The sequence below is a fragment of the Burkholderia sp. SCN-KJ genome (genome assembly GCF_024656005.1).
In the GTDB taxonomy this organism is placed as follows: domain Bacteria; phylum Pseudomonadota; class Gammaproteobacteria; order Burkholderiales; family Burkholderiaceae; genus Burkholderia.
In genome coordinates this window covers 1-25,337 of record NZ_JANKOG010000033.1, presented here as the reverse complement: position 1 = coordinate 25,337, position 25,337 = coordinate 1, and the positions used below count along the sequence as shown (strand labels likewise).

35 protein-coding genes are annotated in these 25,337 nt (G+C 61.7%); 17 read left to right on the top strand and 18 right to left on the bottom strand.

From position 1 onward, the window contains the following. Positions 1 to 270 precede the first annotated feature (270 nt). Positions 271 to 522: a hypothetical protein gene (locus NQV17_RS33510; protein ID WP_257775554.1), complete on the top strand. Its 252-nt coding sequence runs from the start codon at positions 271 to 273 to the stop codon at positions 520 to 522. Here the strand turns inward: NQV17_RS33510 and NQV17_RS33505 are convergent. Further along, on the bottom strand, positions 519 to 749 hold the full coding sequence (locus NQV17_RS33505; RefSeq protein WP_257775553.1) for an antitoxin VbhA family protein: 231 nt from the start codon (positions 747 to 749) through the stop codon (positions 519 to 521). The two genes, NQV17_RS33510 and NQV17_RS33505, sit on opposite strands and share 4 nt — an antisense overlap. Positions 750 to 1,210: 461 nt before the next feature. Here NQV17_RS33505 and NQV17_RS33500 point away from each other — a divergent pair, with 461 nt between their 5' ends. Beyond that, positions 1,211 to 1,777: a hypothetical protein gene (locus NQV17_RS33500; protein ID WP_257775552.1), complete on the top strand. Its 567-nt coding sequence runs from the start codon at positions 1,211 to 1,213 to the stop codon at positions 1,775 to 1,777. Between the two features lie 34 nt (positions 1,778 to 1,811). Here the strand turns inward: NQV17_RS33500 and NQV17_RS33495 are convergent, their stop codons facing one another. Both NQV17_RS33495 and NQV17_RS33490 read right to left on the bottom strand, forming a co-directional pair. After that, on the bottom strand, positions 1,812 to 2,657 hold the full coding sequence (locus tag NQV17_RS33495; RefSeq protein ID WP_257775586.1) for a DUF932 domain-containing protein: 846 nt from the start codon (positions 2,655 to 2,657) through the stop codon (positions 1,812 to 1,814). A 191-nt stretch (positions 2,658 to 2,848) separates the two neighbouring features. Next, complete coding sequence (locus tag NQV17_RS33490) at positions 2,849 to 4,837, bottom strand: ParB/RepB/Spo0J family partition protein (protein ID WP_257775551.1); 1,989 nt, start codon at positions 4,835 to 4,837, stop codon at positions 2,849 to 2,851. 177 nt (positions 4,838 to 5,014) lie between these two features. On the opposite strand from NQV17_RS33490, the gene NQV17_RS33485 reads away from it, so the two are divergent. From NQV17_RS33485 to NQV17_RS33460, 6 genes are all read left to right on the top strand, one after another. Then, a complete protein-coding gene (locus tag NQV17_RS33485) occupies positions 5,015 to 5,428 on the top strand; it encodes an antirestriction protein (RefSeq protein ID WP_257775550.1) in 414 nt (137 codons plus the stop codon). 305 nt (positions 5,429 to 5,733) lie between these two features. Further along, positions 5,734 to 6,009, top strand: a complete 276-nt coding sequence (locus tag NQV17_RS33480) for a hypothetical protein (protein WP_257775549.1) — start codon at positions 5,734 to 5,736, stop codon at positions 6,007 to 6,009. Positions 6,010 to 6,036: 27 nt separating this feature from the next. Continuing rightward, entirely contained in the window at positions 6,037 to 6,291 is a 255-nt protein-coding gene (locus NQV17_RS33475) for a hypothetical protein (RefSeq protein WP_257775548.1), read from the top strand. Positions 6,292 to 6,424: 133 nt separating this feature from the next. Next, positions 6,425 to 6,925, top strand: coding sequence for a hypothetical protein (locus NQV17_RS33470; RefSeq protein WP_257775547.1), 501 nt, complete (start codon positions 6,425 to 6,427; stop codon positions 6,923 to 6,925). A 30-nt stretch (positions 6,926 to 6,955) separates the two neighbouring features. Further along, positions 6,956 to 7,231: an XRE family transcriptional regulator gene (locus tag NQV17_RS33465; protein WP_257775546.1), complete on the top strand. Its 276-nt coding sequence runs from the start codon at positions 6,956 to 6,958 to the stop codon at positions 7,229 to 7,231. A gap of 103 nt (positions 7,232 to 7,334) precedes the next feature. Continuing rightward, positions 7,335 to 8,405, top strand: a complete 1,071-nt coding sequence (locus NQV17_RS33460) for a hypothetical protein (protein ID WP_257775545.1) — start codon at positions 7,335 to 7,337, stop codon at positions 8,403 to 8,405. A 109-nt stretch (positions 8,406 to 8,514) separates the two neighbouring features. Here the strand turns inward: NQV17_RS33460 and NQV17_RS33455 are convergent, their stop codons facing one another. Both NQV17_RS33455 and NQV17_RS33450 read right to left on the bottom strand, forming a co-directional pair. Then, on the bottom strand, positions 8,515 to 8,976 hold the full coding sequence (locus tag NQV17_RS33455; RefSeq protein ID WP_257775544.1) for a hypothetical protein: 462 nt from the start codon (positions 8,974 to 8,976) through the stop codon (positions 8,515 to 8,517). Positions 8,977 to 9,027: 51 nt separating this feature from the next. Next, positions 9,028 to 9,456 (bottom strand): hypothetical protein, encoded by a 429-nt coding sequence (locus NQV17_RS33450; RefSeq protein ID WP_257775543.1) that lies wholly within the window; start codon positions 9,454 to 9,456, stop codon positions 9,028 to 9,030. Positions 9,457 to 9,584: 128 nt separating this feature from the next. Here NQV17_RS33450 and NQV17_RS33445 point away from each other — a divergent pair, with 128 nt between their 5' ends. Beyond that, a complete protein-coding gene (locus tag NQV17_RS33445) occupies positions 9,585 to 9,878 on the top strand; it encodes an H-NS histone family protein (RefSeq protein ID WP_257775542.1) in 294 nt (97 codons plus the stop codon). A 23-nt stretch (positions 9,879 to 9,901) separates the two neighbouring features. Here NQV17_RS33445 and NQV17_RS33440 read toward each other — a convergent pair whose 3' ends face one another. The 13 genes from NQV17_RS33440 to NQV17_RS33380 all read right to left on the bottom strand — a co-directional run bounded on the left by NQV17_RS33440 (position 9,902) and on the right by NQV17_RS33380 (position 18,557). Beyond that, complete coding sequence (locus NQV17_RS33440) at positions 9,902 to 10,765, bottom strand: DUF4238 domain-containing protein (RefSeq protein WP_257775541.1); 864 nt, start codon at positions 10,763 to 10,765, stop codon at positions 9,902 to 9,904. Between the two features lie 25 nt (positions 10,766 to 10,790). Next, a complete protein-coding gene (locus NQV17_RS33435; RefSeq protein ID WP_257775540.1) occupies positions 10,791 to 12,623 on the bottom strand; it encodes a site-specific integrase in 1,833 nt (610 codons plus the stop codon). 1 nt (position 12,624) lies between these two features. Next, entirely contained in the window at positions 12,625 to 13,029 is a 405-nt protein-coding gene (locus NQV17_RS33430; RefSeq protein ID WP_374692788.1) for a hypothetical protein, read from the bottom strand. A 14-nt stretch (positions 13,030 to 13,043) separates the two neighbouring features. Then, entirely contained in the window at positions 13,044 to 13,937 is an 894-nt protein-coding gene (locus NQV17_RS33425; RefSeq protein WP_257775538.1) for a hypothetical protein, read from the bottom strand. A gap of 86 nt (positions 13,938 to 14,023) precedes the next feature. Continuing rightward, positions 14,024 to 15,109 (bottom strand): hypothetical protein, encoded by a 1,086-nt coding sequence (locus tag NQV17_RS33420; RefSeq protein WP_257775537.1) that lies wholly within the window; start codon positions 15,107 to 15,109, stop codon positions 14,024 to 14,026. 234 nt (positions 15,110 to 15,343) lie between these two features. Further along, positions 15,344 to 15,595 carry a hypothetical protein gene (locus tag NQV17_RS33415; protein WP_257775536.1) on the bottom strand — a complete coding sequence of 84 codons (252 nt, stop codon included), beginning with the start codon at positions 15,593 to 15,595 and terminating at the stop codon, positions 15,344 to 15,346. A gap of 9 nt (positions 15,596 to 15,604) precedes the next feature. Next, positions 15,605 to 15,859, bottom strand: a complete 255-nt coding sequence (locus NQV17_RS33410) for a hypothetical protein (protein ID WP_257775535.1) — start codon at positions 15,857 to 15,859, stop codon at positions 15,605 to 15,607. Continuing rightward, positions 15,859 to 16,536 (bottom strand): helix-turn-helix domain-containing protein, encoded by a 678-nt coding sequence (locus NQV17_RS33405; protein ID WP_257775534.1) that lies wholly within the window; start codon positions 16,534 to 16,536, stop codon positions 15,859 to 15,861. The genes NQV17_RS33410 and NQV17_RS33405 overlap by 1 nt, the downstream gene beginning before the upstream one ends. Positions 16,537 to 16,718: 182 nt before the next feature. Then, positions 16,719 to 16,991 carry a hypothetical protein gene (locus NQV17_RS33400; protein WP_257775533.1) on the bottom strand — a complete coding sequence of 91 codons (273 nt, stop codon included), beginning with the start codon at positions 16,989 to 16,991 and terminating at the stop codon, positions 16,719 to 16,721. Between the two features lie 11 nt (positions 16,992 to 17,002). Continuing rightward, positions 17,003 to 17,383 (bottom strand): hypothetical protein, encoded by a 381-nt coding sequence (locus tag NQV17_RS33395; RefSeq protein ID WP_257775532.1) that lies wholly within the window; start codon positions 17,381 to 17,383, stop codon positions 17,003 to 17,005. Then, positions 17,380 to 17,820 carry a hypothetical protein gene (locus NQV17_RS33390; protein WP_257775531.1) on the bottom strand — a complete coding sequence of 147 codons (441 nt, stop codon included), beginning with the start codon at positions 17,818 to 17,820 and terminating at the stop codon, positions 17,380 to 17,382. The genes NQV17_RS33395 and NQV17_RS33390 overlap by 4 nt, the downstream gene beginning before the upstream one ends. A gap of 17 nt (positions 17,821 to 17,837) precedes the next feature. Next, positions 17,838 to 18,164 (bottom strand): hypothetical protein, encoded by a 327-nt coding sequence (locus NQV17_RS33385; protein WP_257775530.1) that lies wholly within the window; start codon positions 18,162 to 18,164, stop codon positions 17,838 to 17,840. Positions 18,165 to 18,254: 90 nt separating this feature from the next. Continuing rightward, positions 18,255 to 18,557, bottom strand: a complete 303-nt coding sequence (locus NQV17_RS33380; protein WP_257775529.1) for a hypothetical protein — start codon at positions 18,555 to 18,557, stop codon at positions 18,255 to 18,257. A 261-nt stretch (positions 18,558 to 18,818) separates the two neighbouring features. On the opposite strand from NQV17_RS33380, the gene NQV17_RS33375 reads away from it, so the two are divergent. The 8 genes from NQV17_RS33375 to NQV17_RS33340 all read left to right on the top strand — a co-directional run bounded on the left by NQV17_RS33375 (position 18,819) and on the right by NQV17_RS33340 (position 25,138). After that, positions 18,819 to 19,040 carry an AbrB/MazE/SpoVT family DNA-binding domain-containing protein gene (locus tag NQV17_RS33375; RefSeq protein ID WP_257775528.1) on the top strand — a complete coding sequence of 74 codons (222 nt, stop codon included), beginning with the start codon at positions 18,819 to 18,821 and terminating at the stop codon, positions 19,038 to 19,040. After that, positions 19,040 to 19,453, top strand: a complete 414-nt coding sequence (locus NQV17_RS33370) for a PIN domain-containing protein (protein ID WP_257775527.1) — start codon at positions 19,040 to 19,042, stop codon at positions 19,451 to 19,453. Before NQV17_RS33375 ends, NQV17_RS33370 begins: the two co-directional genes overlap by 1 nt. 134 nt (positions 19,454 to 19,587) lie before the next feature. Further along, positions 19,588 to 20,766 (top strand): replication protein RepA, encoded by a 1,179-nt coding sequence (locus tag NQV17_RS33365; RefSeq protein ID WP_257775526.1) that lies wholly within the window; start codon positions 19,588 to 19,590, stop codon positions 20,764 to 20,766. A 630-nt stretch (positions 20,767 to 21,396) separates the two neighbouring features. Next, positions 21,397 to 22,164, top strand: a complete 768-nt coding sequence (locus NQV17_RS33360) for a ParA family protein (protein WP_257775525.1) — start codon at positions 21,397 to 21,399, stop codon at positions 22,162 to 22,164. 12 nt (positions 22,165 to 22,176) lie between these two features. After that, a complete protein-coding gene (locus tag NQV17_RS33355) occupies positions 22,177 to 23,157 on the top strand; it encodes a ParB/RepB/Spo0J family partition protein (protein ID WP_257775524.1) in 981 nt (326 codons plus the stop codon). A 65-nt stretch (positions 23,158 to 23,222) separates the two neighbouring features. Then, positions 23,223 to 23,549 (top strand): transcriptional regulator KorA, encoded by a 327-nt coding sequence (locus NQV17_RS33350; RefSeq protein WP_257775523.1) that lies wholly within the window; start codon positions 23,223 to 23,225, stop codon positions 23,547 to 23,549. 183 nt (positions 23,550 to 23,732) lie between these two features. Continuing rightward, positions 23,733 to 24,119 (top strand): hypothetical protein, encoded by a 387-nt coding sequence (locus NQV17_RS33345; protein WP_257775522.1) that lies wholly within the window; start codon positions 23,733 to 23,735, stop codon positions 24,117 to 24,119. 50 nt (positions 24,120 to 24,169) lie between these two features. Beyond that, positions 24,170 to 25,138 carry a PAS domain S-box protein gene (locus NQV17_RS33340; protein WP_257775521.1) on the top strand — a complete coding sequence of 323 codons (969 nt, stop codon included), beginning with the start codon at positions 24,170 to 24,172 and terminating at the stop codon, positions 25,136 to 25,138. The last annotated feature ends 199 nt before the right edge of the window (positions 25,139 to 25,337 follow it).

Genomic DNA, 25,337 nt, shown 5'->3' with positions numbered 1-25,337 from the left:
GGCGCGGGGGCCTATACGGCGCTATGCGCCTTGACGGCCCCCGAGGCGGTACATCACGCGCCAGGCGGGCGTGGGCGCAGCACGGCCCGCGGCACTTCACGCAACCTGAAAACCGGTTTGGCAGGACGGGGGCACTCCCTCCATCGCCAATGGAGCCGCTGTTGGGCGGCAACGGCATCGTGTTTTCACCCACGCACGAGCGGCCGATCGGCGCTTGACCTGAGCATTGAAATACGGAAACACTGTGTTTTTATACAGTTATCGAGCATCATGCTCCGACATCCTCTACCCGACATCGCAACGCCGTCGACGCGGGAATTGCGCGAGCTGTGGCGTCGCTACCCGGACGATCAGGTGCGCCGGCTGATCCTGGAGATCGTGCGCCTTAGGCACCAGCTCGAGGATGCCGAGGACTACCGCCAATGCATTCAGCGGGTGTGGAAGGAAGACACCGGTGGCAGTCATCTGGTCGCACTTCACAAGCTGCGATTACTCCTGCAGGACGAGCTGAGACGGTTCTAGCGCGGTATCGTGTTTTCACCCACGCTCGCGGGCGCCTCACCGGCTGCCCGCGCCCGAGCGTGTTCAGCCATGATCCGGACGAACTGCTCGACCGAGATCTCGCCGCGCACGATGCGCGCCTTCTGCTGCTCTTCGAACTCGCTCGGCTCATAGCCTTCGAGACGCGAGATTGCGTCCGCCTGGCGGAAGCGCTCGCGCAATTCCGCTTGACGACGTTCGTCGTGCATTCCCGCCTCCTTTGAATCGGCACCGCCACCAATTCAGCATACCGCGACCTCCGGGTGCCACAGGTGCAACGGCGAACGCGGGTCGAATCGACCTCGTGTTTTCACCCACGGCCGACCCCGTGGGTCGCCGCCGGCACCGCACGCACGCCAGTGGCATGTCGCGCGCTGGCAACACCGCGCAAAGCGCGGTGTTGCGCCGCCGGCGAAGCCGGCCGGGTTCTCCAAGGGGCATCCCCTTGGAGCACGGGATATGGAAAGGGAAATGCGTCAGCATTTCCGTTTACATATCTGTCGTGCCTCGCGCCGAAGCCCTAGCATCCGAAAGATGACAGTTCATGGACGCAGTGGTGCTAAGTAGGTGACAATAGCTGGCAGAAAGGTGCATCGGTAGGGCCACATCAGTGCCTAGCGATGACGGATTGGTGATACTTTGGACACTCTTGGGTGATAGACTCGCGATCATGGACACCACCGCTACCATTTCCGAACTCCGCGCCCTTGCGGCAGGCGCTCAACGCCCTGCTGCTGCGCGGCTCCGCGACCTGTTCGACGAGGTACAGGCGGCCATTCGCGCCGGCGTGCGTCGCGCCGTGATTCGCGACGCGCTGGCGCGCAACGGCCTTGATATGCCGTTCTCGACCTTCACGCGCACCCTTGCGCGCATCCGCAAGGAACGCGGCGTCATGTCCGGGCGCTCGCACGCGTCCAGCCCGGAAACCGGTCCGGCAGTCCGCCAAGCAGAAACCGCACAGGCCCCGGCAGCGGCCCGCCCATCGGCGTCAGCGCCTGCCATCGATCCCGTCCCCGCTCCGGATGCCTCGACGCCCGCCGCTGTGCGCGAGCGACGTGCGATTGCGCCGACCGGCGCGAAGCTGCCGGACGACTGGCTGACCGCCACCGACCTGACGCGCGATCAAAAACGCCTGCTCACACCTGACCAGCGCCGCGCGCGTGCCGATGCCCTGGTCAAGACCCTGTGGCCCAATCCGTTCGATCCGGCCGCCCCCAAAAACGACGACCCCGCCTAAGCGGGGTCGTTTCGGGTTGGCTGCGGATCGGGGCTTAGCCCTGCTTGAGCTTGCGCATGCCCTCGCCCAACACCCACAGCGCGCGGTTGAGCTTCACGTTTTGATCGATCCCGGCCACTTCGCGGGTTCGCATCGTGCGGCCCGTGGCCGACCGGCCGCGCAGGCCGCCCCGGATCATGTTTTCCTGAATGCGGTTGAACGTCGTCCACAGGTCGTCGTTGCGGTCCTCGATGCGACGGGCGCGCAGCAGTTGATCCGGCGTGATCGGTGCAGGCACGTCCGCGCTCGGCTCGTACTTCAGCGACAACGCGGCTTCAGCGAGCAGCGCCTGTTCCTCGGGCTTCAACGTCACAGCCTGCATGCCTTCCTTCTGCTCGCGGATCAGGTCGAAGCCGTCGAGCACGTCGTTAGCGCCCTGAATCACGTTGTCCACGATGTTGCCTTTGTGCGGCACGCGAATATCCGCGAGCGTTTCGCCGCACACCATCCCGTTCTTGCAGACGAACCGGAACATGCCCGCGATCATCTGGTAGCTGCTGGTGCCGTCGTGGCTATTCAGGAGGATGATTTCGTTGGCTTCCGCGCCGTTGATCTGGCTGGCGTGACGCAGGCGGATCATATGCTTCGTGTGCTCGCGCTTGCCTTCGTCGCGCACGCGGGTCTGACACACGAAGAACGGTTCGAATCCTTCCTTGCGCAGGCCGTCGAGCACGGCGACGGTCGGGATGTACGTGTACCGCTCCGAGCGGCTGGCGTGCGCCTCGGTCGCGAGGATCGACGGCGCGACGCTCGCGATCTGGTCATTCGACAGCGGCGTGTCCGAGCGCAGCGAGGGGGCGTGATGGGCGAAGTTGCGAGCGAGGCGGGTAATTTGCGTCACGGTTTTTCTCCGGTTAAGGACCGCTGCGATGTGCTGCGGCCATATCGTTATATTAGGACATAAAGACCGTTTAAGCAAGAAAAATAACCGCGTCCCCATAGGTTAATCGCCCGTCGCCCAAAGGGCGGCAGGCTTCTATCCGCATCCGGATGAGACACCCCCATGCGGGGGCGTCTGCGTGGCTCAGGGCATCAATCCATCGCGTTTTCCGGGTCCTCCGGGTCGAGTTCGTCGGCGTCCATCTCGTCGTCGCTCTCCCATTGCGGCCGCGTCTCCCGGTTCGTCAGCACTTCCGGCAACCAGCCGCTATCAGCGAGCCGCAGCTCGGCGGCGGCCGCCGCGTCGCCTTTCTTCATGCTCGCCAGCGGCGCGGCCGCTTCTGCCGAAACCGCCTGCGTCACCACGTCGATGATGCGTTGTTTCGAAACGTGGTTCAGGTAGCTCGCGCGGGTCGGCTTCCAGTACGTCGCCATGTCGAGGCCGAGCGTGTCGGCCAGCGTGTTCACGTCGTGCGGGGCATCCCAGCGGCTCAGACCGTTCACGGTCGCGGCCACGCAGAACGCGAACAGATTGGCGAGCACATCCTCCGAACGTGACAACAGCCACGGCAGCAAATCGCGAATCTTGGTCGGCAGCATGGCGCGCCACTTCTGGCGCTCGCCGTCGATGAACTGCCATGCCGGACTGTCGGTCATGTCGTCGGCCGCACGCAACAGGCGATCGTGAGTCGGCGTGAACTGCGCATCAAGTGCGTCCGTCGCGCGCGCCTCGTAATGCTCGGAAAACACGCGCGGCACCATCGCGAACATGAGGTAGGCCAGCGCGACGGTCGGCTCCTTCATCAGTTCCGCCTGAACGGCGGCGGTGCGATGCGCCGTCAGCCGTTCGCACAGCGTTTCGCCGTGCAGCGGCTTGGCCTTCTCGGGAATGATGCGCTCGGCACCGGCAACGCCGGCATCCTTCACGGCCGCCTTCTCGCTCGGCTTGACGAGGCCGCGCTCGATCTGCAGCCCGCCCGCATAGTCGAGCCAGATAAACACGCCTGCACGCGCCTTCTGCTCGTCCGTCCACGCGTTGCGCCGCTCCGCGTAGGCGTCAACCGCTGCATCGGCTTGCTGCGCGGCTTCCTCCAGCGCTTCGCGTTTCGCGTCGTCGTCGTCCCCTTCGTCCTCGTCGTAGTATGCGTTCAACGCAGTTTGCGCCTCGTCGCGCGCCTTTTCGAGCTTGCGGAATTCGGTCTTTTCCTTGCGCGTGAATTCCCGGGACTCGGCCTGCAAACGCCCATACTTCGACAGTTGCAGGGAATCGCGCTGCACGTTGGTTTCGACCCATGACCACCCCTCCGAACCCATGTCGACCGCAACCGCGCTCAGCTTCTCGACCGCCAGTCGATTGAGCAATTCGAGGTCGTTGATATACCCGTTGTTCTTCGCATCGCTAAACAAGTCGCGACGCACGTATCCGCCCGCTGCCTCGTAGGCGTCCAGCCCGACGAACGCGACGAGCGGGTTATCGCTGACGTGCGTTTCCTCCTGCGTGATGACCCGGCGGATTTCGTTGGCCCGTTGTTGCCACGGCTGCTTCGCTTCGAACCAGATGCGTTCCTGCTGTTCGTGGCTGTCGCTCAGCGCGAGCGCGCACACCTGGTCGTAGGTCATGCCGTCGTCGCGGTATACGTCGATCAGCTTGGGCGAAACGCTCGCCAGTTTCAGCGCGCGCCGCACGTTACGCTCCGCGACACTGAAACGCCCAGCGATTTCCTCGACGGATCGCCCCTCCGCAACCAGTTGCGCGAAGGCCCCGCACTGGTCGGCGATGTGCATGCCTTCACGTTCCGCGTTCTCGATCAGGGACACCGCCAAGGCTTCGCCAATCGAAACGATGCGAACCGGGATCAGCGTGCTTTCGGCCGCGTGCCCTTCGCTCTTGAGCAAATCCAGCGCGGCCAAGCGACGTTGACCGGCACAGACGCCGTGCTGGCCCGGCTCGTCATCGATGGGATGTACCACGAGGTTTTGCAGTAGGCCTGTTGCACGAATGTCGTCGGCCAGTTCTCGAATGCGTGTCGGGGGCTTCTTGCGGGCATTGCGGGGCGATACGCGCAGCGAGCCGAGCGGTACGTACTGGATCGGCGCGAATGTCGCACCGTTGGGAATCACGCCCGTTGCAATTTCTGTCACGGTTTTTCTCCGGTTAAGGACCGCAGCACGTCGCCGCAGCCATGAAACTATTATAGGACATAAAGACCGTTAAAAGGAAAATAAATTTTCTGAAATGTCTTGCTCATGCGGTCTTTATGACCTAATATATCGATATGGCCGCAGCACATCGCAGCGGTCCTTAACCGGAGAAAAACCGTGGATCAAGATGTTGTCGAACTTCGCTCGGAACTGGTCGTTGAAGAGCAGCGCATGCACTTCCTGCCGCACTACTTCGGCGTGCGCTATCTGCACGGCGAAGCTTTTGTGTTCGATTGGGCGCGTCGTCTTTGCTCGACGTACAACGGCAGCCACTGGCAGTTTTTCCGCGTGTCGAATGGTGCGTTCTATCTCGCCCCGGAAATGGCCGCGCCGGTGTCGGTACGCTGGAACCTGAACAGCTACGAAGGCACGATGGGCGTCGAGGCATTCGGCATCGTCGTCACGCTGTTCGCGTTGTGCCATATGGGTGAGACGTTCGGGGAGGACGTCTATTACGAGCGCTACCATCTGCTGCGCGAGTTCGCTGCAAACCATCCGGAGCACCGGGAGATTTTCCGGGCGATTGACTAACTGAAAATCGGGCGCTCGGTTTAACGACCGGGCGTCCACTGTGGAACGCGGCCGACCCGACGCAACCCCCTCCCTGCAAGCTCGGGGTCAACGGACCGCAGTGCGTTCGCGCGCGCCGGCGCGCCCGAATCGAGGGCCACGGGGACCCGCGCGGAGCGTGGGGAGAGGCCCGGCCCGGAGCGGAGCGCAGGGACGATTCGGTGAGGCGTGGGCGGACCACTGCGGGGTCGTCAAGCTTGGTCCGCGATCGCGAAGTGATCGCGGGTCAAGCGTGTTTCCTCCACGGCGAAGCCGTGGGGGCTGGAATGCAGGACGAGGATATGCGTATAGCAACGATCGAAGTGAAATTCAGCCCGCCCGATCCACGCCTCGATCACGTGTGGGGGCTGCGCCCGGATCCAGGCGGCTGGGTTTTCCGCCTCTACGATGAAGCCGGCCAGAAGCTGGTCGGCGGCGCTGTGCATGGCGCCGACCAGGCGGCCCGCGATCGCGCGGTTAACCGCGTGCTGGACGACGCCCGCCGCAAGGGCTTTACCCACTATCGAATGGTCGACGCTTCAGATGCGCCGGCACTTCTCTAACAAGAGCTGCAACATCGGAGAAAGATCGTGGAAGACATTCAAGGAAAGCCGCTCGAGCGCGGCGCAATGTATGTCTGCGTGTTCTTGCTCGAGGACGACGCTGGAACACCGACCGCGCACTATGAGGAGCTGGTGCGTTTTATCGGATACGACGTCCAGCGACCGGTTTTCGCGGACGCGGATACGTGGGAGGAAGTCAACCCGGATTTCGACGAGCTGCAGCGCCAGGAAGCGCCGGTCGTCGATCCAGCGACGGAAGGCTGGCCGGAGTTCAGTGAGTAACCTGTTTCGCCCGCGGACGAGCGGGCTTCATTGAAAAAGGAGAGACAGTCATGACGCAATCAACCTCCAACGGGCAGAATATCGGCCCTGTATTGGTCAGTTGTGCGCGTAGTATCGCGCTCGGGGCAAGCAAATGATTAATCAAGAATTGATGGTTTCCACCCTGTACTGGGCGCTGATCGTCGGCGTGCCCGTTGGCCTTGCTGCCTGTCTGCTCTATGTATTTTGGCCCGAGATCCGCGGAACTCCAGCCAAGAATTCAGAGAAAGCCGATAGTCCAGTGCGGCCCGGATTCCGCTCGGAGCATCGATCGCTTGCGCTTGGTGCAATTCTGATCGCTGCGAATGCTGCTTTATGGTTCGCGTTTTCGAACAAGAATGTCCCCGACGTGGTCCCGCTTTGGATTACCGGGGCTACAACGTTGATCGGCGGGTTCCTTATCGCTCGTGCGCTGGTCAAGCTGAGTTTGGTCTCACCGCCCTGGCTGGTGATTGCGTCGACGTTGATAGGCGTCTCGCTAGCTATCGCCTACTTCAGAACTGGTCACGCGCCTGATTCGCCCACGCTCATCCTGATTGCGCTTTTCTACGCGGGTTTGATCGCAGCCTCGTCGGCCAACAAACGGCGCTCTTGAAATCGCCCACTGATCATTGAGGAAAACATAATGACTAGCACTGTTCACATTGAAATCCGACCGGAATGCCTGCAACCGGCAATTCACTGGGCCGCTCCGACAGGAGCGGAAATTCAAGAAGTCGTGAGACGCACAGGCATGAGCGGCCGCGCCGCGACCAGATTCCTTGGCCTATCGGACGGCGATGGTCGCCAGATCCGCCGTTGGGTCGCAGGCGACGCAAACATTCCGTATTCGGCCTGGGCGCTCCTCTGCGATGCCGCAGGCCTCGGACAAATCTGGCGCATAGAGAGCGACGCGCTCTGATAGCCCGCGACACATAGCGATGGAGCGTAATGGTTGCACCGGTTGTATGCACACCCGATAATCGTTCGACCGATTGAGAGCGGCCAGACAAAGGAGCGTAACGATGAGCGCAACACCGTACTCCCCACTCGAACCCATTGCGGATAACATTTCCCCGCAGCTGCGCGACGAGATCCGGCAGCTGGTCGACGCGAAATATGAAGTCGACGAGCTCGCCCGCCACGGCATCGCCGGCCGACGCCTGACGACACCGCTTCACGACGGTGGCTATGGCCCGCGGAACGGAACAGCATTCTTCCAAACGGTGTTGCCGTTCAGCGGCTTCGAACCTCGTGGCGACGCTTTTAGCGCCCTGGTGCCGGTTTCCCAGACAATCGGCGCAAGCTGGCGGTGGACGACCCGTTCGGTGCCGGAGGCTGAACGTCCGGCGTTGCTGGCCAGGCTGCAGGATCCCGTGCGCGCAACAGCAGAGGATCGCGAGCGGGCCGATTTCATGTGGATCAAGCCGCTCGGCCTGTTCCTCGCACACGAAGGCAAGAATCGCGTGGGCTTTTTCCGCGACATGGCCGCGCAATGGATCCCCGCGCACGTGGCGCCGTACGACTATCCGGCCGCCGAGCGGCTGGCGATCTATGCAGTGACTCACGCACATCAGACCGTGTACTGGATCGTGCTGGATGGGCAGCTGCTGGAGCCTATCAATCATCCGGACTGGGCGCTGCCGGTTCTGCGCGCCTATGGCGTGCGCGAACATCATCAGTGGCCGCATGACTTTCCGTCCGTCGACGTCACCGCCGCAGCGATCGCTGCTCGCCTGGTCAATCCAGTCTCCGGCCGACCGGCGCCGCTCGACCTTCAGCTCGCGCTCGAGAAAGAAGTATTCGAGTCGGAGGCAATCCCGTGTGCGCTGATCGACGTCGATTCATTCAAGATCCCGTGGCACTTTCTTGGCGCAATGGCCTGTATCAGCATCGGCGCAATCTTGTTGCTCGGCATCTTCCCGGAAGACTGGCCGAATCTGCGCATCGCTACGGGTATTGTCGCGGGCATTGGCATGGGCGGGCTGTTAGCACCGCTCTGCAAGGTATTTCGACTGCCGCGCCGGCTCGTCGATCCCTACGCCAGCCTGCGCAAATTCGCCCCGCGCGAACGTAAGGCCGCCGGCATCCGCTGACGCACATGCAGGGCCGGAATATCCGGCCTTTTGCAGCTGTAACGCTATCAACCTTGTGCGTCACGAGGCGGGCACACGTTCGCCGCCTTGCGACGCCGTCTCCTTATCTTCAATCCGCGTTATGTTGCGCTTCCGTCAGGTTGCTGAGCAGCCGAAAGAAGTCCCCCCGCGTCGTGCTCGTCAACCGCATCGGTGCCGCGATCGCGCGCAACGTCTCGGCCGCTGCCGCCGGCGACATACCTGACGTGAACGGCGCACGCGTCCCCGCGAAATAGACCTTGGCGCTCAGCTCGGCGGCATCCAACACCTCGCGCACCTCCAGATAGCGCGGGCGCCGTGCGGCCGTCAGGAACAGACCGTCGTAGACGCACAGGTTGCCGTCGACCGTCTCCGTCAGCGCGGCCAATAGCGGTAGGTTGCTGTCTGGCCCGTCACTATGCGTGAAGTCGGCATCGGGTTTCGTGGGCGATGCAAACAGCGTCACGAGCACGACGTTCGGATCGGCGATCGCTGCGAGCAGCGCCTGCGTGTTCTTCCCGGTGTTTTCGGGTTGCCAACGAGTAACACTCATGCTCAAACTCTCCGTTTAGGTGGGTGAATTTCTCGCGTGCGAGAACTGTCTTCAACGATTCACGACATAGACTGGCTTCGCCGACATGATCAACAAGAATTGCCCGATCAGGACCAGAGCCATCAGTGGCAACGAAACCCATGCCAGCGCCGAAAACAGGCCGAGCTGAGCAACAGATCCGCCGATCCCATAGATGGCATCCGTTCGCCGGATGTTCACGTAGACGAGCCAGCAGGCAACGGCGACACCCAGTCCCATGACTGCAATCCCGTTCAAGGTGTCGCCGTGATTAAGCGCCGCCGAGTGCCGCCAGTAGCTCCCTGCGATCAACAGGACCAGGGCGACGGTCGTCGCATAAAACGCCGGCTTGGTGAAAAACGCATGGCCGAATTTATTCAGGCAGTGCTGGTTAAATTTCGTGATGCCAAGGACGACTGCCGCAATAGCGGCAATCGCGATAATCAGCTTGATAACCAACATAATTTGCACCCTCTCAGCGGTAGTTTTCGGTCGATTATAAGGCGATATTTTCGGGGCTTTGTGACTACGCTACGGCACCCCGGTAAAATGAACAGGCCTCAATTCACGAACTGGAGTGACTAAATACGATGGCAGAATCTACCCGTACTTATCAGCAGGTCAAAGCAGAGCTCGAAGCGCTGCAGCAGGAAGCTGAAGCGCTGCGCCAGCAGGAAGTCGCCGCCGTCGTGGCCGAGATCCGCGGGAAGGTCTCGGAATACGGTTTGACCGAGCAAGATATTTTTGGCCGCAAGCGCGCTGCTCAAACGCCCATTGCACCGAAATACCGAGATCCAAAAACCGGTGCGACCTGGAGCGGTCGAGGCAAGCCGCCGGCATGGATCGCCGGCAAGAATCGCAATCGTTTCTTGATTCAGGAATAACGCGCCCGAGCCGCAGATGCGGCTCAGGCGTCGCGCATGGCCACGCAATCGTCAGGGAACAGATTGAAGGCAGACCGCAGCTGCAAGCGCGGACGCAGAAATTGATGTTCGCTGTAGGCAACGAAGCAACGGGTTAAATCGTGAGCAATCACGAATCGACGGCTGTGGGCCAGCGCTGTCAGATTGATGACCTTCATCACGTTCGGACGTGCAATGTCGATGTCTGACGCGCCGAGCAAGGCCAAGGTCGGTGTGAGGGGAATATAGTAGTTCGCCGGGGTATCGGGCACGAGAAATTCGCCGGCGTCCGGACTGGCGCGGCACAAGCGCCACTCCAACGTAGCGCGCTCCCTCATCGCCACCATGATCCCAAGTTCGATATGAAGCCCGGTGGCCTGACGACTCGGCAGCGAGTTGGTTTCGTCGATGTAAGACGTATGGCACGCCTCCAGGCGCTCCTTAAAGTCCTTGGCCATGCCTGGAGTGCCCCGGCCCGCATTGAACTTGACCGCAGGCTCGGGTTTATCAGCATACTGCGCTCGCCCTTCCCATAGCGCGTAGAACCGCGTGATGAGCCGATGATTCAAGCTCAGCCACCGCGTGTCGCCCGCTATCAGCCGCTCTGCGAGGGATTGAAAATCGCGCTCAATGTTTGCGCCGAATCCCCCTTCGGCCCGCTGATCCCAAACATGGTTTGCGCAAAAGAGCTTGTCGCTTGCGTCGACGTTGGCGATGCGACGATTCAAAGCGACATGGATCGCGGTGATCCCAGCGTTCCGGTTGCGGAACCGCTCAATGCTCGCCCGCGGGAAAATGTGCTGCTTTCGCGTCAGCTGGTGCGGGTTTCCCGGTTGGACGGGCTCCGGCTTGTGCTTGGTGTGTTCCATGGCTAAACGACGATGTGGTTCGCGGTCAGGTCTGGCGCGTCAGTCGGGCGTGATACTTAGCCGCCTCGCGGCGCATCCGCGTCTCTTCCGGCGACACGTAGATCGAAGTCGTGCCGAGCGACGCGTGTCCGAGCGTGCGCTGCACGACTTCGAGCGCGACGTCGGCGGCCAGCATCTGCGTGCCGACCGTGTGCCGGAACGCGTGCGGCGACGTGCCAGCGAGCTTGCGCCGCTCCGCCTCGGTTAGATCCGGCATCACCTCGAGCAGCTGCGCGATCGCCCACTGCGTGAGCCCACGCGCACCGCGCACCGAATAGCCGAGCGTGGCAACGTGGCCGCCGTCGCTGTCCGGCTCGCCAAATTTCTCGCGGGACCGCGGCGTCGGCGGCACGACCAACGGCGCAATCAGCGGCAGCCCCGGCGGCTTCGTTGCGGCCGCCGCATCGAAATCCTGCCCACGATCGCGCCAGTGTACGCGCAGCGCGTCGATGCACGCGTCGCTGATCGGCACGAAGCGCTGCTTGTTGCCCTTGCCGATCACTTCGAGCAACCAGCTGGCCGGTGTGTCCTCATCCGCGGGCAGCCAGACCAGCGCGGCGCGCGTCGCGGCGACCGCCTCGGCGATCCGCAGGCCACTGTCCCCCATCAGCAGCAGCAGCGCACGCGCGGCGCGCCAGCGCGGGCCGCTCGGACCTTGCAGCTCGCTGCGTTCGGCCAGCGTCGCGCGTACGCGCGTCCACAGGGTGAGCGGGAGCGCCCGCTCGACCTGCAACTTGCGCACGCGCTTGACGACGCTCGGATCCGTGACGGCCGCCCACGGGTTGCCGGCCAAGTACCGCACCGCGACCAGCCACGTGAACGCCGCGCGAATCGCGCGCACCGCATAGCGCTGGCTTTCCGGTGCCAGGCCGCCCGGCGCGAACGGCCGCCACTGGCGACTCGTGCGCGCGACCGGCGGCCCCGTAAAGCGCTCGCCCGGCGCGGCGAGAAACGCCTTGTACGCTTCACAATCCTCGACGCGCATCGACGACAGCGCGACGCCACGCTCCGCCACGCACCACAACACCAGGCGCTCGAGCTCCTTCTTGTAGACCCGTTGCGTCGCGGGCCGATCGTCGTATCGGTGCAGGTACGCACGCACGGCATCCAGATCGTGCGCGGCTCCCAAATACGCAAACTCGGCCGCTCGATTCGCGCCCGCGGCGCCGGACAACTCAACCGGCAGGGTCAGACGCTCCAGCGGAGCAAGTTGGCCCGCGCCAGCGGTGACGCTCGTCGACGTCGGTGCCAGCGCGTCGCCGGCGTCGACATCCGGCTCGACGGCCGCGCCGATCGACGCGGCATGTCGACGCAACCAGGCGACCAGCACGCGCGCCCGACCGGCACCGATGCGCGGCACCGAGCGCCACCACTGCCCGCCGCGGCGATTGACCAGCGCGACGAGCTCGCCGAGCGTGTGGATCCCCTCCTCCGACAGCCGCGCTGCGACGATCGATCGGAACCAGCGCCCGACCGGATGCTCTGCCTGCGGCATCGCAACCGCCCATTGCCCCGCCACCTGCTCGATCAGCTGCAGCGATACGGGCGTCAGGCGCGGCTCGCCGTATTTGTCGATCGCCGCCTGCAGGTGCGACCGCAATACCGGAGAACCATCCCGCAGCGCGGCTGCCACCAGATCGTCGCGCATGGTGCGCAGCAGCTGCGCGACGTCGATCCGGTCGTCGGCGTCGCGATCGAAGTACAGCCGCTCGATCGTCTCGAGCGGCAGACCTTTCACGCGCGCGCGCAGCGCCGTGAATTCGGTGCGACTGTACGTGCGTAGCGGTGTCAGCTCGAGCGGTTGCGGACGGTTCGCCATATCAAGCCGCCGCACGAATCGGCGATCGCGCGCCAGGGGCCGTTACACGCACCACTCGCTCCCAGGCTTCGAGATAGCGATGCGCCGGCACCGTACCAAGTTGTGCGTCGTGAGCAACTACCAGCTGCTCGATCTCGAGGCGTTCGTCGTGGGTCAGCGCCCACGGTTCACCGCGTTCGGCTCGCGCCACGCATTGATCCAGCGCGGCCTCCGCACGACGATAGAGAGCGGGGTCCGCATCGCTCGCGTTGCGCAGGAAATAGGCAAGGTACAGCACATGCAGCAGCGTGCCGATCACCTCAAGGTCGCCGTGGCCGTCTCGCAGACTGACAAGCGCGAGATGGTGTTTCAGCGACAAGCGCTGCGCCTGGTCGGCCGGCAGCGGCAACAACTGCGCCTTGGTCAACGGCCGGCGCCCCTTCATTGAGCACCTCGCATCGGCGCGACCACGACAGAGGCCGGTCGAGCGGTGGCGGCCACGTTGTTGGTTGTTGAATGGATGGCTGGAGTCTCGCTCGCCGGCTTTTCGAACCACGCCTGCTTGACGTTCGCAGCTGCTTGCACTGCGGTCGCAATAGCCGCAATCAGACCGAAGAACATCACCTTGCCCTGCAGCGCTTGGCTGTCAGCGTGTCGGCGCTCCTCGGTCAAGTATTGATCGAGCACGCGAACAGCATCGGGAAGCATGCGGTAAGCCGTGTTCTGTTGCACTACTTCAACCAGCCCTTCGGTAACCAATACGCGGACCAGCGCGCGAATGCGCTGGAGCACCTCGTCGGCTGCGGGGTGACGAATCCAACCGCGCTGATACAAAAGCGTGGCGATCATCACGGCGTCGATCGTGCGGTCATCTTTCTCCATCGAAAGCCTGACGATCGCCTGCAAGACGTCCATGCGCTCTTTCCGTTCCAACTGGCGCCGGTTAAATCGACTCTCTCGCCGCTCCTCGCGTCGTGCCACTCGCCTGTAGTAGCGAGTTCGGACCTTCAGCCAGAACCGAAATGGGTCGCGCTCGATAAACTCAAAGCGGCGGAGGTAGTAGACGAAGGTTGGTTTCGCCTGCACTGCGCGCGCCATCGGAATATCGGCTGCATCGGATTGGTATCGATCGTCGTGCCACGGCCGACCCAGTACACCGGTTTGCGACAGGCCTGCGATCAGCACGTCGCCCTCCGGATCAATACCGTCGAGTCCTGCGTAGAAGTAGTCGCGTTGTTTGAGGCGCTCGTCGCCCGTTAACGGGATGCGATCAGGCGACGAATTCTTTTGCACGATTTTGATGGCCTTGCGCAGCCACAGCTCTTTCGGAAACATAGGTCGATTGTTTATCTGGCGCGGACTCGCCGCATTGTTTGGTTCAGCGCTAAGAGCGTTGCCGAATCTTCCAACCGCGATTTTCATCAAAACCCGTATTGGTCTTCGCCCCAGCGGCGCAGCACCTGGTAATCGTGTTCGGGTAGCACGATCAAGCCAGCCTCGGCCGCCTCGAGTACACGCGTCATCTGCCCTTCCTTGATGAGATTGCCGTGCACGCCGTAGAAGAACCACGCGAAGCGATGGCCGATCCGTTCGTCGAATTGCATCAGCTTGCCGTACAGGCTGTATGCGTCGAGCTTCCCCGTGTTCTTCAATTCCGCGATCTTGCGGGTGTGCGCCCACCACGGGATAAAGTCCAACTGCCGATCGCCGGCCGGGCTCGCGTAGTCTGACGTTGCGAACGCCCAGCGCAAACACGCGCGCTCGCCGGCGCGGCCCGCGCTCGACACGGCCCAGTCGTCAAAGAAACGGCGGCCGCGCCACTGCTTCCGGTCGTAGCCGGGCGAGAGGTCGCGCACGCTGATCACGCGCTCTTCGCCAGTCTCCCGGTTCGTCTCGACGAACCGGCGATCGCCTTCGCGCTGGCGCCGCTCGCGATAGGTCGCCTCGGCGATCGCCACGAAGCGCTGCATGTCGATGACGGCCTGCAGCCGATAGCGCGGCGCGCCGAGTTCGCGTCTCTCGAATTGGGTGACGGCGGCTCCGCGCATGTAGCCCCGGCGAAGCTCATCGGCATCCGGCAGGCCCCAAGCGGCGTCGCGCGGGAACACCTCGCGTTCAACGAACTCCTGCTCTTCCCAGACTTCGATCTGCACGAAGTTGTCCTGGTCGCCGCCGCGATCGTGCGCGAAGTAGTGGCGCCGCGGCTGGATCTCGACCAGCCGGTAGCCGCTATCCTTGTGCGCGTGCCACACCTCGCGCACCGAGCCGTGCGCGGCGAGCTGCGCGTCGATCCACGCGCGGTAGTCGGCCGCAATCTCGCGCCCGTCGGCGTCGACGATGCGTGCCGGCTGCTCGCCGAAGTCGTCGCGGGTCCTCACATAGCGCGTACCGCGAAACTCCGTGCGCGTCGCGAACGCCGTCAACAGATCGGCGTGCTTCGCAGTGACAGGCGTCGCCGCGACGATCGTCTCGAGCACGTCGGTCTGCAGGTCATAATCCTTTTTCATTGGCGAACTCCGCTCTTCCGGTTACAGCTCGACGTGCGCAATGTAATGCGCCATCTTCCGTTCAATGAAGGAAGGTTCGCCGCACGACTCAAGTGGCGCCCCTGATCGGTAGCAACTCGCGCGCTCACGCGATTGATGCATTGCCCACATCATTGCCATCGATCCGATCGCGAAAAATGCGACAGCCCCCGCGATAACGACACAGGTAGCGATTCGAAAAACGCGTTTCATGTATTACCCCTTGTCGGTCGGCAGGCACTGATAGGACCAGCTTCGCGCCCGATAAGCCTGCACGGTGATTCCGGGCGAGTAAGTAGTATTGGCCTTTGCCACCTCCGCCTCATGCCGTTCCAGGCGAGCCACCGCCTCGGTGCCGGTGCGCTGACACAGCGCTTCCGATTTGTAACCGCCATCGGCGATCGCCGCGGCGCCCGCGCCGGAAATCGATCCGCTCGCCATCAAGGCCAGCAGCCAAGTTGTTGCCATCACGCTCTCCTATTTCGATACCTGGTAGGCGGTGCCTCGGCCGGGCACACCATCGCATGCGATGCGCGTCCCCTTCTTCACGACCATGTTGCCGTCGGCCGCGGGCTCGACGCCGCTGCGATCGATCGTGCAGTTCGTTGCGACCACCGACGCGCCGACCGGCTCACGGTTCAGAAAATGCAGCGACGACAGACAGCCGACAATGACGACCGTCGAGGCGATCACGACCGCGTGACCGCGAAGCCAGCGTTTCAGGTTTTCCATCAGCGTTGCCCCGGTTCGGTTGGGCGTGCCGCCGCCGGCACACGTTGCTCGAGGTGGATCACGTTGGCGCGCGCGAAGGTCACGCGCTCGCCCAACACAAAGTCGCGGTATTCGTCGCCGGCGTCGGGCGCGTCAACGAACTCAGTGACGACCGCGCAGTAATCGTCCTCGGCGCGGCGGTCGTGCACGTGATCCAGGCACACGGTCGCGCGCAGGCGCGGGCCGTCGACCGGCTGCAGCTCGACCACGTCGCCGTTCTCGATGGTGTCGCGGCGGCGATCTCGCAGCGTGTCCCAGCCGCGCTCGAAATCTTCAACCCGCTCGAAGTCGCTCGGAAACCGATGGCCCCACGCACGGCGCAGCAACTGCCACGCGGCGATCGGCATCGGCGCCTGGCCGGCTTCCCAGCGCTGCACCTGGCGCTCCTTCACGCCGAGCAGCGCGGCGGCCTGCGCTTGGGTGCGCCGGCCGCGCAGGCGGGTCGACTTGATCTCGTCGGGGGTCGGCCCGCCGTCGTATGGCGCGACTTCGAACGTCACGCCTCCGTCCCACTCCAGCGTGACCGGGCCGTAGCACTTCTCGCAGGTGGCCGCCGCGCCGTCGTAGCTGTCGTCCGGGTGATGGACCTCGCCGCGTTTGCCGCAGGCCGGGCAGCGATATACGTACAACACCGACATGAAGCCTCCTGAACACGAACCCGTCTTAAAGACGTATGACTCAGCATAGCACGTCTTTAAGACGGGTCAAGGACAGGTATAAACCGCCCTTTCGGGTTTTCGAGCATTAACCGCAATGCCGATAAGCGGAGTTATCGGCATTGACTATAAATAGGGTACGCCCCTGTCAATGGCGCGATCGCCTAGCGTCGCCGGCGCGCGCCCGGCTCCGGCAGCGCATCGAACCACGCGTGATAGCACGCCTCGGAACAGCATGGCCACCAACCGCCTGGCTGGCTCTCCGCCAGCTGGTCGCAGCCCTCGCGGTGGCACCAGCGCGCCCGTTCCAGATAAGCGGCCAGCCCCTGTTGCGCGGCGAGCCTCCGCTTGGCCGCGGCCCGCTTGCGGCGCGCCTTCTCCGCCTCGCGTGCCCGCGGGTCCCAGAGCGTGCGCTCGCCGATGTAGTTGCGACCCATGCGTGCCTCACTCAGAAACCGAAAATCAGCCACAACGACACGATCACCAGCGCGCCTGTCAGCAATGAACCGATCCGTACGGTGAACAGCAGGTCCTCCGTGCTGAGACGGTCGAAGTAGCGATCGACACGTCGGATCACACGGGACACCAACCACCCAATCAAGGTCAGGCCGACGGCCAGCCCAAAATAAACGAGCCAGCCAAGTTTCGGCCCAAGCACGTCGATCGGCTGCCGCCCGTTGGCAATGAACGCCCCCGCGAGGAACGCCGGAACGAGCCACGCGCCTATCATCAACGCGTCCTTCGCAGCGAGTCGCCACGTTGCCGTGCGTGTGCTCTTTGCGATCAGCGCGGCAACGGCGGGGTCGATGTTGCGCGAATCAAATTTCATTGCGGTTCACCATCCCTTGGCTCGCCTTCGGTTGTCACTGCACCAGTGGCCCTCGCCCGCGCATCCTTTGGGAAACGCTCAAGGATGCCAACAGAAACCAGCCCAAACCACTCCTGTCGGGGAGAAACCATCACCAGGCCATCCAATCGGACCTGCTTGATAAACAACTCATACTCGAGCGTCGATTTACCAATGCGCGGACCAGGGCCGCTGACGATCGCCCCCGCAAGCATGGCCGTCCGTGCTGCGATCCATGATGTGTAGCCCGCGCCACGCGCAAAACGATCACATGGGTGCTCGATCCTCGCTGCTGGCCCGCAAAAAAGCCCGGCGGCACTCGCGGTGTCGACCGCATCGATCTCGAAAGGCCGCTCGGCCGGGCTGGTGAGTTCAACGCGTAGCAGCTGCGGGGTCCGCTTCTTGTCAGTACCTGTCATTACCCTTCCTTGCGTTTTCAAAACAGATTCAACTGCCGTGGGTCGCGCTCGGGCGTTGGTGTCGGCTGCACGCATTGCCCTACCCGTCGCATTCGCGCGATCAACGGCACTCCGCAGCCGTCGACTGTCAGACTGAAACCGAACGCTTCGAGGTCATCGCGCGTCAGGTGCGGCAACGGCTTCCAAGACGGTCGCCAGCCACGCGCGCGCGTGCGCGCTAGCAGCTGGCGCTTGGTCAGGCCCGGCACGCACTCGCGCACGAACTGCGCGCAGGCCTCCGGCACCAACTCGGGTGGAAACGTTTGCGGTAATGCGAACGCTGCGAGCTGCAGGGTATCCGTCATCCATCCTCCGACCGAGGCGTGCGCCTCTACGTTATCCGTCTCTAATTCCCGGTGATTCTAAGCGACCGCCCGCGCGGGCGGCCACGTCAATCAATGCATCCTGTATGCCTTCAGGCCAACGCACGAAACGCGCTCGGCCGGCTTCAGATCAAGGTAGTCGTACAAACTATGCAGTGCGTTGACCGCGGTACGCGTGTCGCGCCCATGTATTCCCGCCATATAGCGCCACGGCGGCCGATCTCCGGCGTCTGGGGCGACGCCAATATCCATCGCGTGCGGCGCAATGGCCGTAACGCTTGAAACCAGCTGGCAAATTTCTGTCGCCGTCTGACTGTCACGTTCTGCCAGCAGCACCCCATTACAGAGTCTGACTTCCACGGTGTAAGTAGCCATTTCTGCCCCTCCGGCGTCACTTCTCGCATGCGAGAAATTCGGCTTCCCGAATCCCCCTTGGTTGAACACTGGAACATAGACACGTTTGTTTTTGTGATTACATGCTAGGTACGCGTCAATAGTTTGTCAACCGTTCATGGCAAATTTTCCCAACTTCTCGCATGCGAGAAATCTCAGGGGTTAAGGGCGATCAGTGCCGCTGCGGGGCTTGCCACTCGCCGCATAATGCCTTACCATTGACTCATATGTAAGGAGATCGACATGGCAGAAGCTACTCTAACCAGCAAGGGACAAGTCACCATCCCGGCCGATGTGCGGCAGGCGCTCAGCCTTTCAACCGGCGCCAAACTTGTCTTTACGCTTCTCGACGACGGCACGGTAATCCTGCGCGCGAAAACACGGCGGCTCCATGAACTCGAGGGCATGCTTTCGACGACGGCGCCGGCGGTTCCCATTGATGCGATGCGGCTGGGCAACTCCTGATGCCAAGCCTCGACACCAATGTCCTCGTACGATGGTTGACCGCTGACGATGATGTACAGGTTGGAACTGTCCGCCGGCTGTTTGCGAACGCACGCGATCAAGAGGGCGCGTTCTTTGTGCCGATTACCGTCATGCTCGAGCTCGAATGGGTTCTCCGCGCTCGGTATCGGTTCGACAAGGATCAGATCATCACTGCGCTAACCGCCTTGCTAGAAACCCGCGAGTTGGCATTCGAGAGTGAGGCAGCGCTTGAGCGCGGGCTGCATCTTTACCGGGTGCACGGCGGTGACTTCGCAGATTGTCTGCACATCGGCCAGGCGGGCGCCGCAAATCGGGGGCCGCTGCTGACCTTCGATCGTCGTGCTGCTCGAATTCCCGGCGGCCAGATCCTGGAATTGGGCGACGCTGGGTAATGTGAATTCAACGCGCCAAGAAAAAATCCCGGCGCTAGGCCGGGATCAAGTTCCAATGTTCGACCCCTCAACGAGAGGCGAAACAGTTGGCATTGTAGCAGTCGAGCGTGGTCAGGAATACAAGGGTTTTTGAGATGACGAGACCGAGCGAACAAGCGGATCAACTGACTCCGGATGGCCTCCTCGAATGGCGCCAAGGCTATCGCAAATATCTCGAATCGCACGGCGTTCCGTCGGATGCTGCGGCGGAAGTTGCGGCCAAGGTTGCCTATCGGGCTGACCTTTACCCGCTCGAACAGACCGAGGCCCCCTTGTCGACCCAACTCGAGCTGTCGAACGCGCCGACCACGCCTCCGACGACGGGCAAGAAAAAGGGGAAATCGGCCGAGCCCGCTACCATTCCTAGCAAGCCGAAAAACACGCCGACAACTAAGCGCGAGGAACGGTTGATCTTGACCGGAGCTGAGATCGCGGGCGAGCGGCCGGACGACGATGATAGGGGCTACATGCACTCGATCATGTGCCAGGTCGGCTTACCGCGCTCTAAGGTGGACGGCACGTCATTCGAGCGGCACTCTGGCGGCGCCGCACTCCTTGTGGAAGCGGGGAAGCTATGGGACGGGAAGCAATTCGTACAGCAGCCCATTCCCTACGGGGCAATGCCACGCCTCATGCTGGCATGGATGAATACGTATGCCGTTCGCTTCAACTCGCCAGAGATCCCTGTCGGCGACAGTGCAACCGACTTCCTGCGGATGCTGGGCCACAAGAATATCAACGGGGGGGAGCGCGGGAGTTACACGACGTTCCGCAAACAAGTCCAAGCTTTGTCTGCTTGCCGCATGACCTTGGGCTTCAATGCGAACGGGCGGGCTCACACTTACGAGGGCAAGCCGATCAAGCACTTTGATGCATGGCTTTCCCCGACAGATGAGAAGCAGCGCCCCCTTTGGCCTGGTACGGTGACGTTCTCGCAAGACTACTACGAGACACTCAAAGACCACGCGGTGCCGCTGGACCTTCGCGCATTCATGTCTCTCAAAGGGTCCGCTCTCGATCTCGATGTCTATACCTGGCTCGCCCAGCGTCTGCATCGAATCGAAGGCAGACCAGTCGTGCTGTACTGGGCGAACCTGCGCGATCAGTTTGGTCAAGAGTATCAAGGCAAAGAGGCCGACAAGGACTTCAAGAAGAAATTCCTGCCGTCCTTGCGGCGAGTGCTTACCGTCTACCCCGATGCCAAGGTCAAGCAGGTGACAGGGGGCGTCATGTTGATGGCCTCTCCGCCGCCGATTCCGTACAAGGGGACGTAGCGCGCGGATCTATTCCATGCCGAATCGGACCCCCCCTAGGGCAGTTGTGGATAGGTGTGTGGAGCACTGAACTTGTCCACGCCGAATCGGACCCCCTTGCTCTGCCGAATCAGACCCCCCGCTTGACCAAATCCATGCCGAATCAGACCCCGTATTCCATGCCGAATCAGACCCCCCCTAAACCGATAGGTGTTTACCGATAGGGTTTACCTATATGTCTTACCGATAGTTAGGGCCGTGGATTTGTGGACAATGCGCTTCGCGCACCGGCCATCGCCCGTGGACAACCGCAAGCGGTTGTCCACCGTCGACGTCCTTTGACCACAAGCTCCACCGCCCCTCCGCTCCGTATGGACAATGCGCTACGCGCACCAGCCCGCACGCGGGCTTTTGTCCACACTTCGCTCTTTCGATCACGTTGAGATACATTCCCCCATCCTCCGGCTCCGGTACGCTGGGTGCAGCAACGATTTCTCGCATGCGAGAACCAATAACAGTTGACAAAGTATTTACGTGGAAATAAAGTGACAACACAACATCAATAACCTATTTCCAATGTTCAACCCGAATTTGTGAGGTCGACTATCCATGCGAGCAGATCACAGACTCAAGAAGCTGGCGGAAGCTGTCATGATGACTCTGGCAGTTGGCAACCAGAAGGGCGGTGTCGGCAAAAGCACCTTCAGCGTTCACGTTGCTTTTCGCGCGGCCGAACTTGGCTACCGCGTTCTTCTGATCGATATCGACGAGGGCGACATCTCCGAAGTATTCCCGGAGATTGTCGAAGGTGACGATACCGAATACCTGAAAGCAAGCCACTTGTTCACGGGAGAAATCGACGGCCGGCGCCCGCGCCAAGTTCACGAGCGGATTTCCCTCATCGAGGCTGACGTCGACGTGCTCGATGTGGACGATATGCCACTCGAAGTCATCGAACGACCGCGGGCATCGCTTGCGGCGCTGGCTGCTGATTACGACCTTTGCATTATCGATACCCCGCCGAATCTGCAGCGCCGCATGCTCGGTGCACTTGCCGCATCCGATGCCGTTGTGTCGCCGTTCAATATTTCGCCGTTTTCGTTCGCGCGTATGCCGAAGCTGCAAGCCACGATCGCCGGCGTAAAGTCGCAATACAACCCGGAGCTGCGCCACCTTGGCTTTCTGCCGAACATGGTCAACAGCAAGTCGGTCAATGAAATCGAAGCGCTGCCGGAACTTCGTGAAGCCTATGGCGAGCTGATTTTCGAAGAGGCGATCATTGCACGCGCGTGCGTTGCGACCGCACTGGCTCAAGGACGTGCGGTGTGGCACCACGCACGCAGCGGCAACCAGCGCGCGGCGGCGAAAGAAATGCGCCAAGCGTGCGACGCCGTCCTGGCCCGGCTTGGCCTGAATTAACGGAGCCCGACCATGAGCGCATTCGGAAACAAGATCAGTAAGCTTTCGCAAATCCAGAAACAGGGTGCGGCAGCCGCCTTGCCGGGCGAGCGCATTGAGGAGATCGACCCGGAGCTGGTCGATTGCGAGAAGCAGATTCGGAGCAAGGACAACCCCGGCTTCACGGTTGAGTCGTTGACCGAGCTCGGCAACGACATGAAGCGCGACGGCCAGCACGAACCGGCTGTGCTGCGCAAGAACCCGAAAAAGCCCGGCCGGTATCTGATGGTGGCCGGCGAGCGCCGGTGGCGTGGTTGCAAGATCGCAGGCATCAAGCTTAAAGCCGTAGTGCGCGACATGGATGACGACCAGGCGCGTCGAGTGCAGCGCGCCGAGAACATCCAGCGCGAGAACTTGACGCAGCTCGAAATCGCGGTTGCGCTGCGTGATGACAAGCAACGCCTTGGCACCTTGGAAAAGGTCGCAGCCGAGTGGAACAAGGGAATCAACTGGGTGTCCGAGCGCATCAAATTTCTCGAGGTTGTCGAGGCGGACGGGCACGCGAGCGAAGCAGTAGCATCGGGCGTGACGGCAGACATAACAGCCGTCAATGATCTTCACCGGCTTGAGAAGGCCGACCCGGTCGCTGCCCAGGCGGTGATCGATCAGGCGAAGGCAGATCCCAGCACCAACGTGCGCAAGGCTGTGCGCGACAAGCTGAAAGACGCGAAGCCGGCCAAAGGGAACGCCGGGAAAGGAGTTTCTCGCATGCGAGAAACTCAACTGCCCAAGGCTAAGCAAGCGGCGCCCGCTGCTGATATGGCCGCAGTGGTCGCGACCGCGACCGCGCAAGCTCAGGTACTTTGCGACCAAGTTGGCGTTCTATCCAAGCTACTGCAAGAGCGCAGGGACGTGTTTGGTTCGTTGGCCGACGCAATGCAAAGCGTTGTGAACGCACAGGTCGAACTGTCCCGTACTCGACACGCGCTCACAGCGCTGACGAAGCCAGAATAAACCCAGATCTCGGCGGCTGACATCGGTAAGTCAGCCCAGCCGCCGACATAGCACAAGAGGCGTACATGCAGCCATTGACCGACACGTACCGTTTGCCCGAAGACGATTTCGGGCGAGTGGCGGCTCAAACGCGGATGAAAGAGCGAAGCCTACAGGTCGCGCGCGAGGTTTTGGTTGAGGGGAAGGGATTGTCGGAGGTTGGCGAACGGCATGGGATGAAGCGACAGCAAGTGCTGGCCATTCGGGATCGGTTCTTCGCCGAATATTTACGGTCGTCAATGTTCCCGCCAAAGTGGGTTAGGGCGACGGTGTGTGCTCCGCAAGACATGCTCGATAAGTTCATGGCCGAAGTCGAGCAAGAGCGGATCAAGTATTTCTCACAGAAGAGTTGAGGTGTCCCTCGCCGAGTTCTCGCATGCGAGAAATTAGGGCCATTTCGTCTAACAATTAGTAACACACTGCTTACTTTGCATTCTTTAGTATCGTTCTGGCACTAGTGGTCAAAATACGCGAGATTGGCAAACGTTTGCGTGGGCGAGGATCCGCGCACAAATTTTTAGGTGGGTTGAACCTTCATGGAAATAGTGGACGTGGGTGCGCGGTTGTATCTCCGCTTCGGCACGGAGAATCCATTCTGGATTGTTACGCAAGATAGCAATGTAATTCGATTGGGCGGATCCCGGTCAGCACTCAAAGCGTCGGCTGCGTCGGCGTTGCTACCCGCCGAATCGCTCGAATCTGTCCGGGATTTGGGGGACGAGCTTGGCAAGATTCCCTGTTCGATTCAGATCGATGGCAAGCCGATTCCTGCCTTTTTGTTTGGCAAGCGGTTCCCGGATAACGCCTGGCGCGGGGTCTTGTCGACGAACCCGGGCTACCAGGCAAGCGACAGCATTGTTTCCGAGCTGTATGTGCCACGACAGAGCAATGTCGTGCCGTTTCCTATGTCTCAGAGAACGTAGGACTGCGGCGCATTATCGATAAGCGTTTGAATAAGTCAGTTGGTGGTTGCATGGGCGAATCAAATTTTCAAAGTCTCGATGATTATCTTGGCACGTCTAGCCCTATCTGGAAGCTGTCGAACTCCAGCGATGAGTTGGTACTGAGCGCGACCGGTGGCGACACGGAGCGCAGTGTCCGGGTCAAATTGAAGGCGAGGCAGGTGACGCAAATAAAGCGCCTGACAGGCGCTACAGCGGTCCTGTTTTTGGACGTTCAGATTCTCGGTCGACCGGTGCGCTTACACCTTGTCGGGAAGAAGATCACAACGGCCGATTGGGCTGGCGTTGCGGCCGCACTCGGAGATCCCGAGGCAGTTGCTCAAAATTCTATGCAGGCGTTGGCTTTTGCTGAGGAAATTGTTTCCGAAGTGAACTCGATCGTCGTCGTGCTCGATAAAACGGGGACGATACGTCGTTTCAATCGCAAGGCCGAAGAGTACACCGGCTGCAAAGAAGAAAACGTGATCGGTGAAAATGCGCAATCGTTGTTTATGTCCCCCACTGAGGGGACACAGTCGCTTCGAAACATCGAACGGTTTTTCGATGAGGGTAGGCCCTACGACGTCGAGCGGGTTATCGAGACCGCGCAGGGCGCCCGGCCTTTCCTGTTCAGGAACAGATTTATAAAATCGAAATCCGACGCGTCGACCGAATTTATCGTCTGCTCGGGGGTAGAGATTGCGTTCCCTCGTGGCGCCCTGGCGGCCGAGGACGTCGATCCCGCACCGACGCCAGTCGTGGACGAGACGCACTACCTCGGATTGATGAATCGGATTATGGATTGGGCGGCTATCGTCGACGGCGCGCGCACGCTGCTCGAGAAGCTGGAAGAGGGGAACGGAGATCCCCGGTCGTTGGCGAATGCAAGGCGACTCGCAGCCAGCGCGGTTCGAGACGCATATACCCTCTATGACGAGCTCGATGCGCAGCTGGCGCACTCGCAGATTGTCCCCTCGTCGCGCCGAATCAACGGCGCCTAAAAGCACCAGCGCGAAGTCTAGCCCGGGACGCCATTATCTGGCATCGGCGGCGGACTTCGCCCCTCCTTCCGGGCATCCGCAAGTGCCTCCGCGTATTTCTGTACCCGTAGCATGTCCTCGTCACTCAGCGGGTACAGCCATTCGGGCATGGGTAAGCCTCCATACGGTTGCCCCTTGTTCAATGCAAGCCAGACCGGGC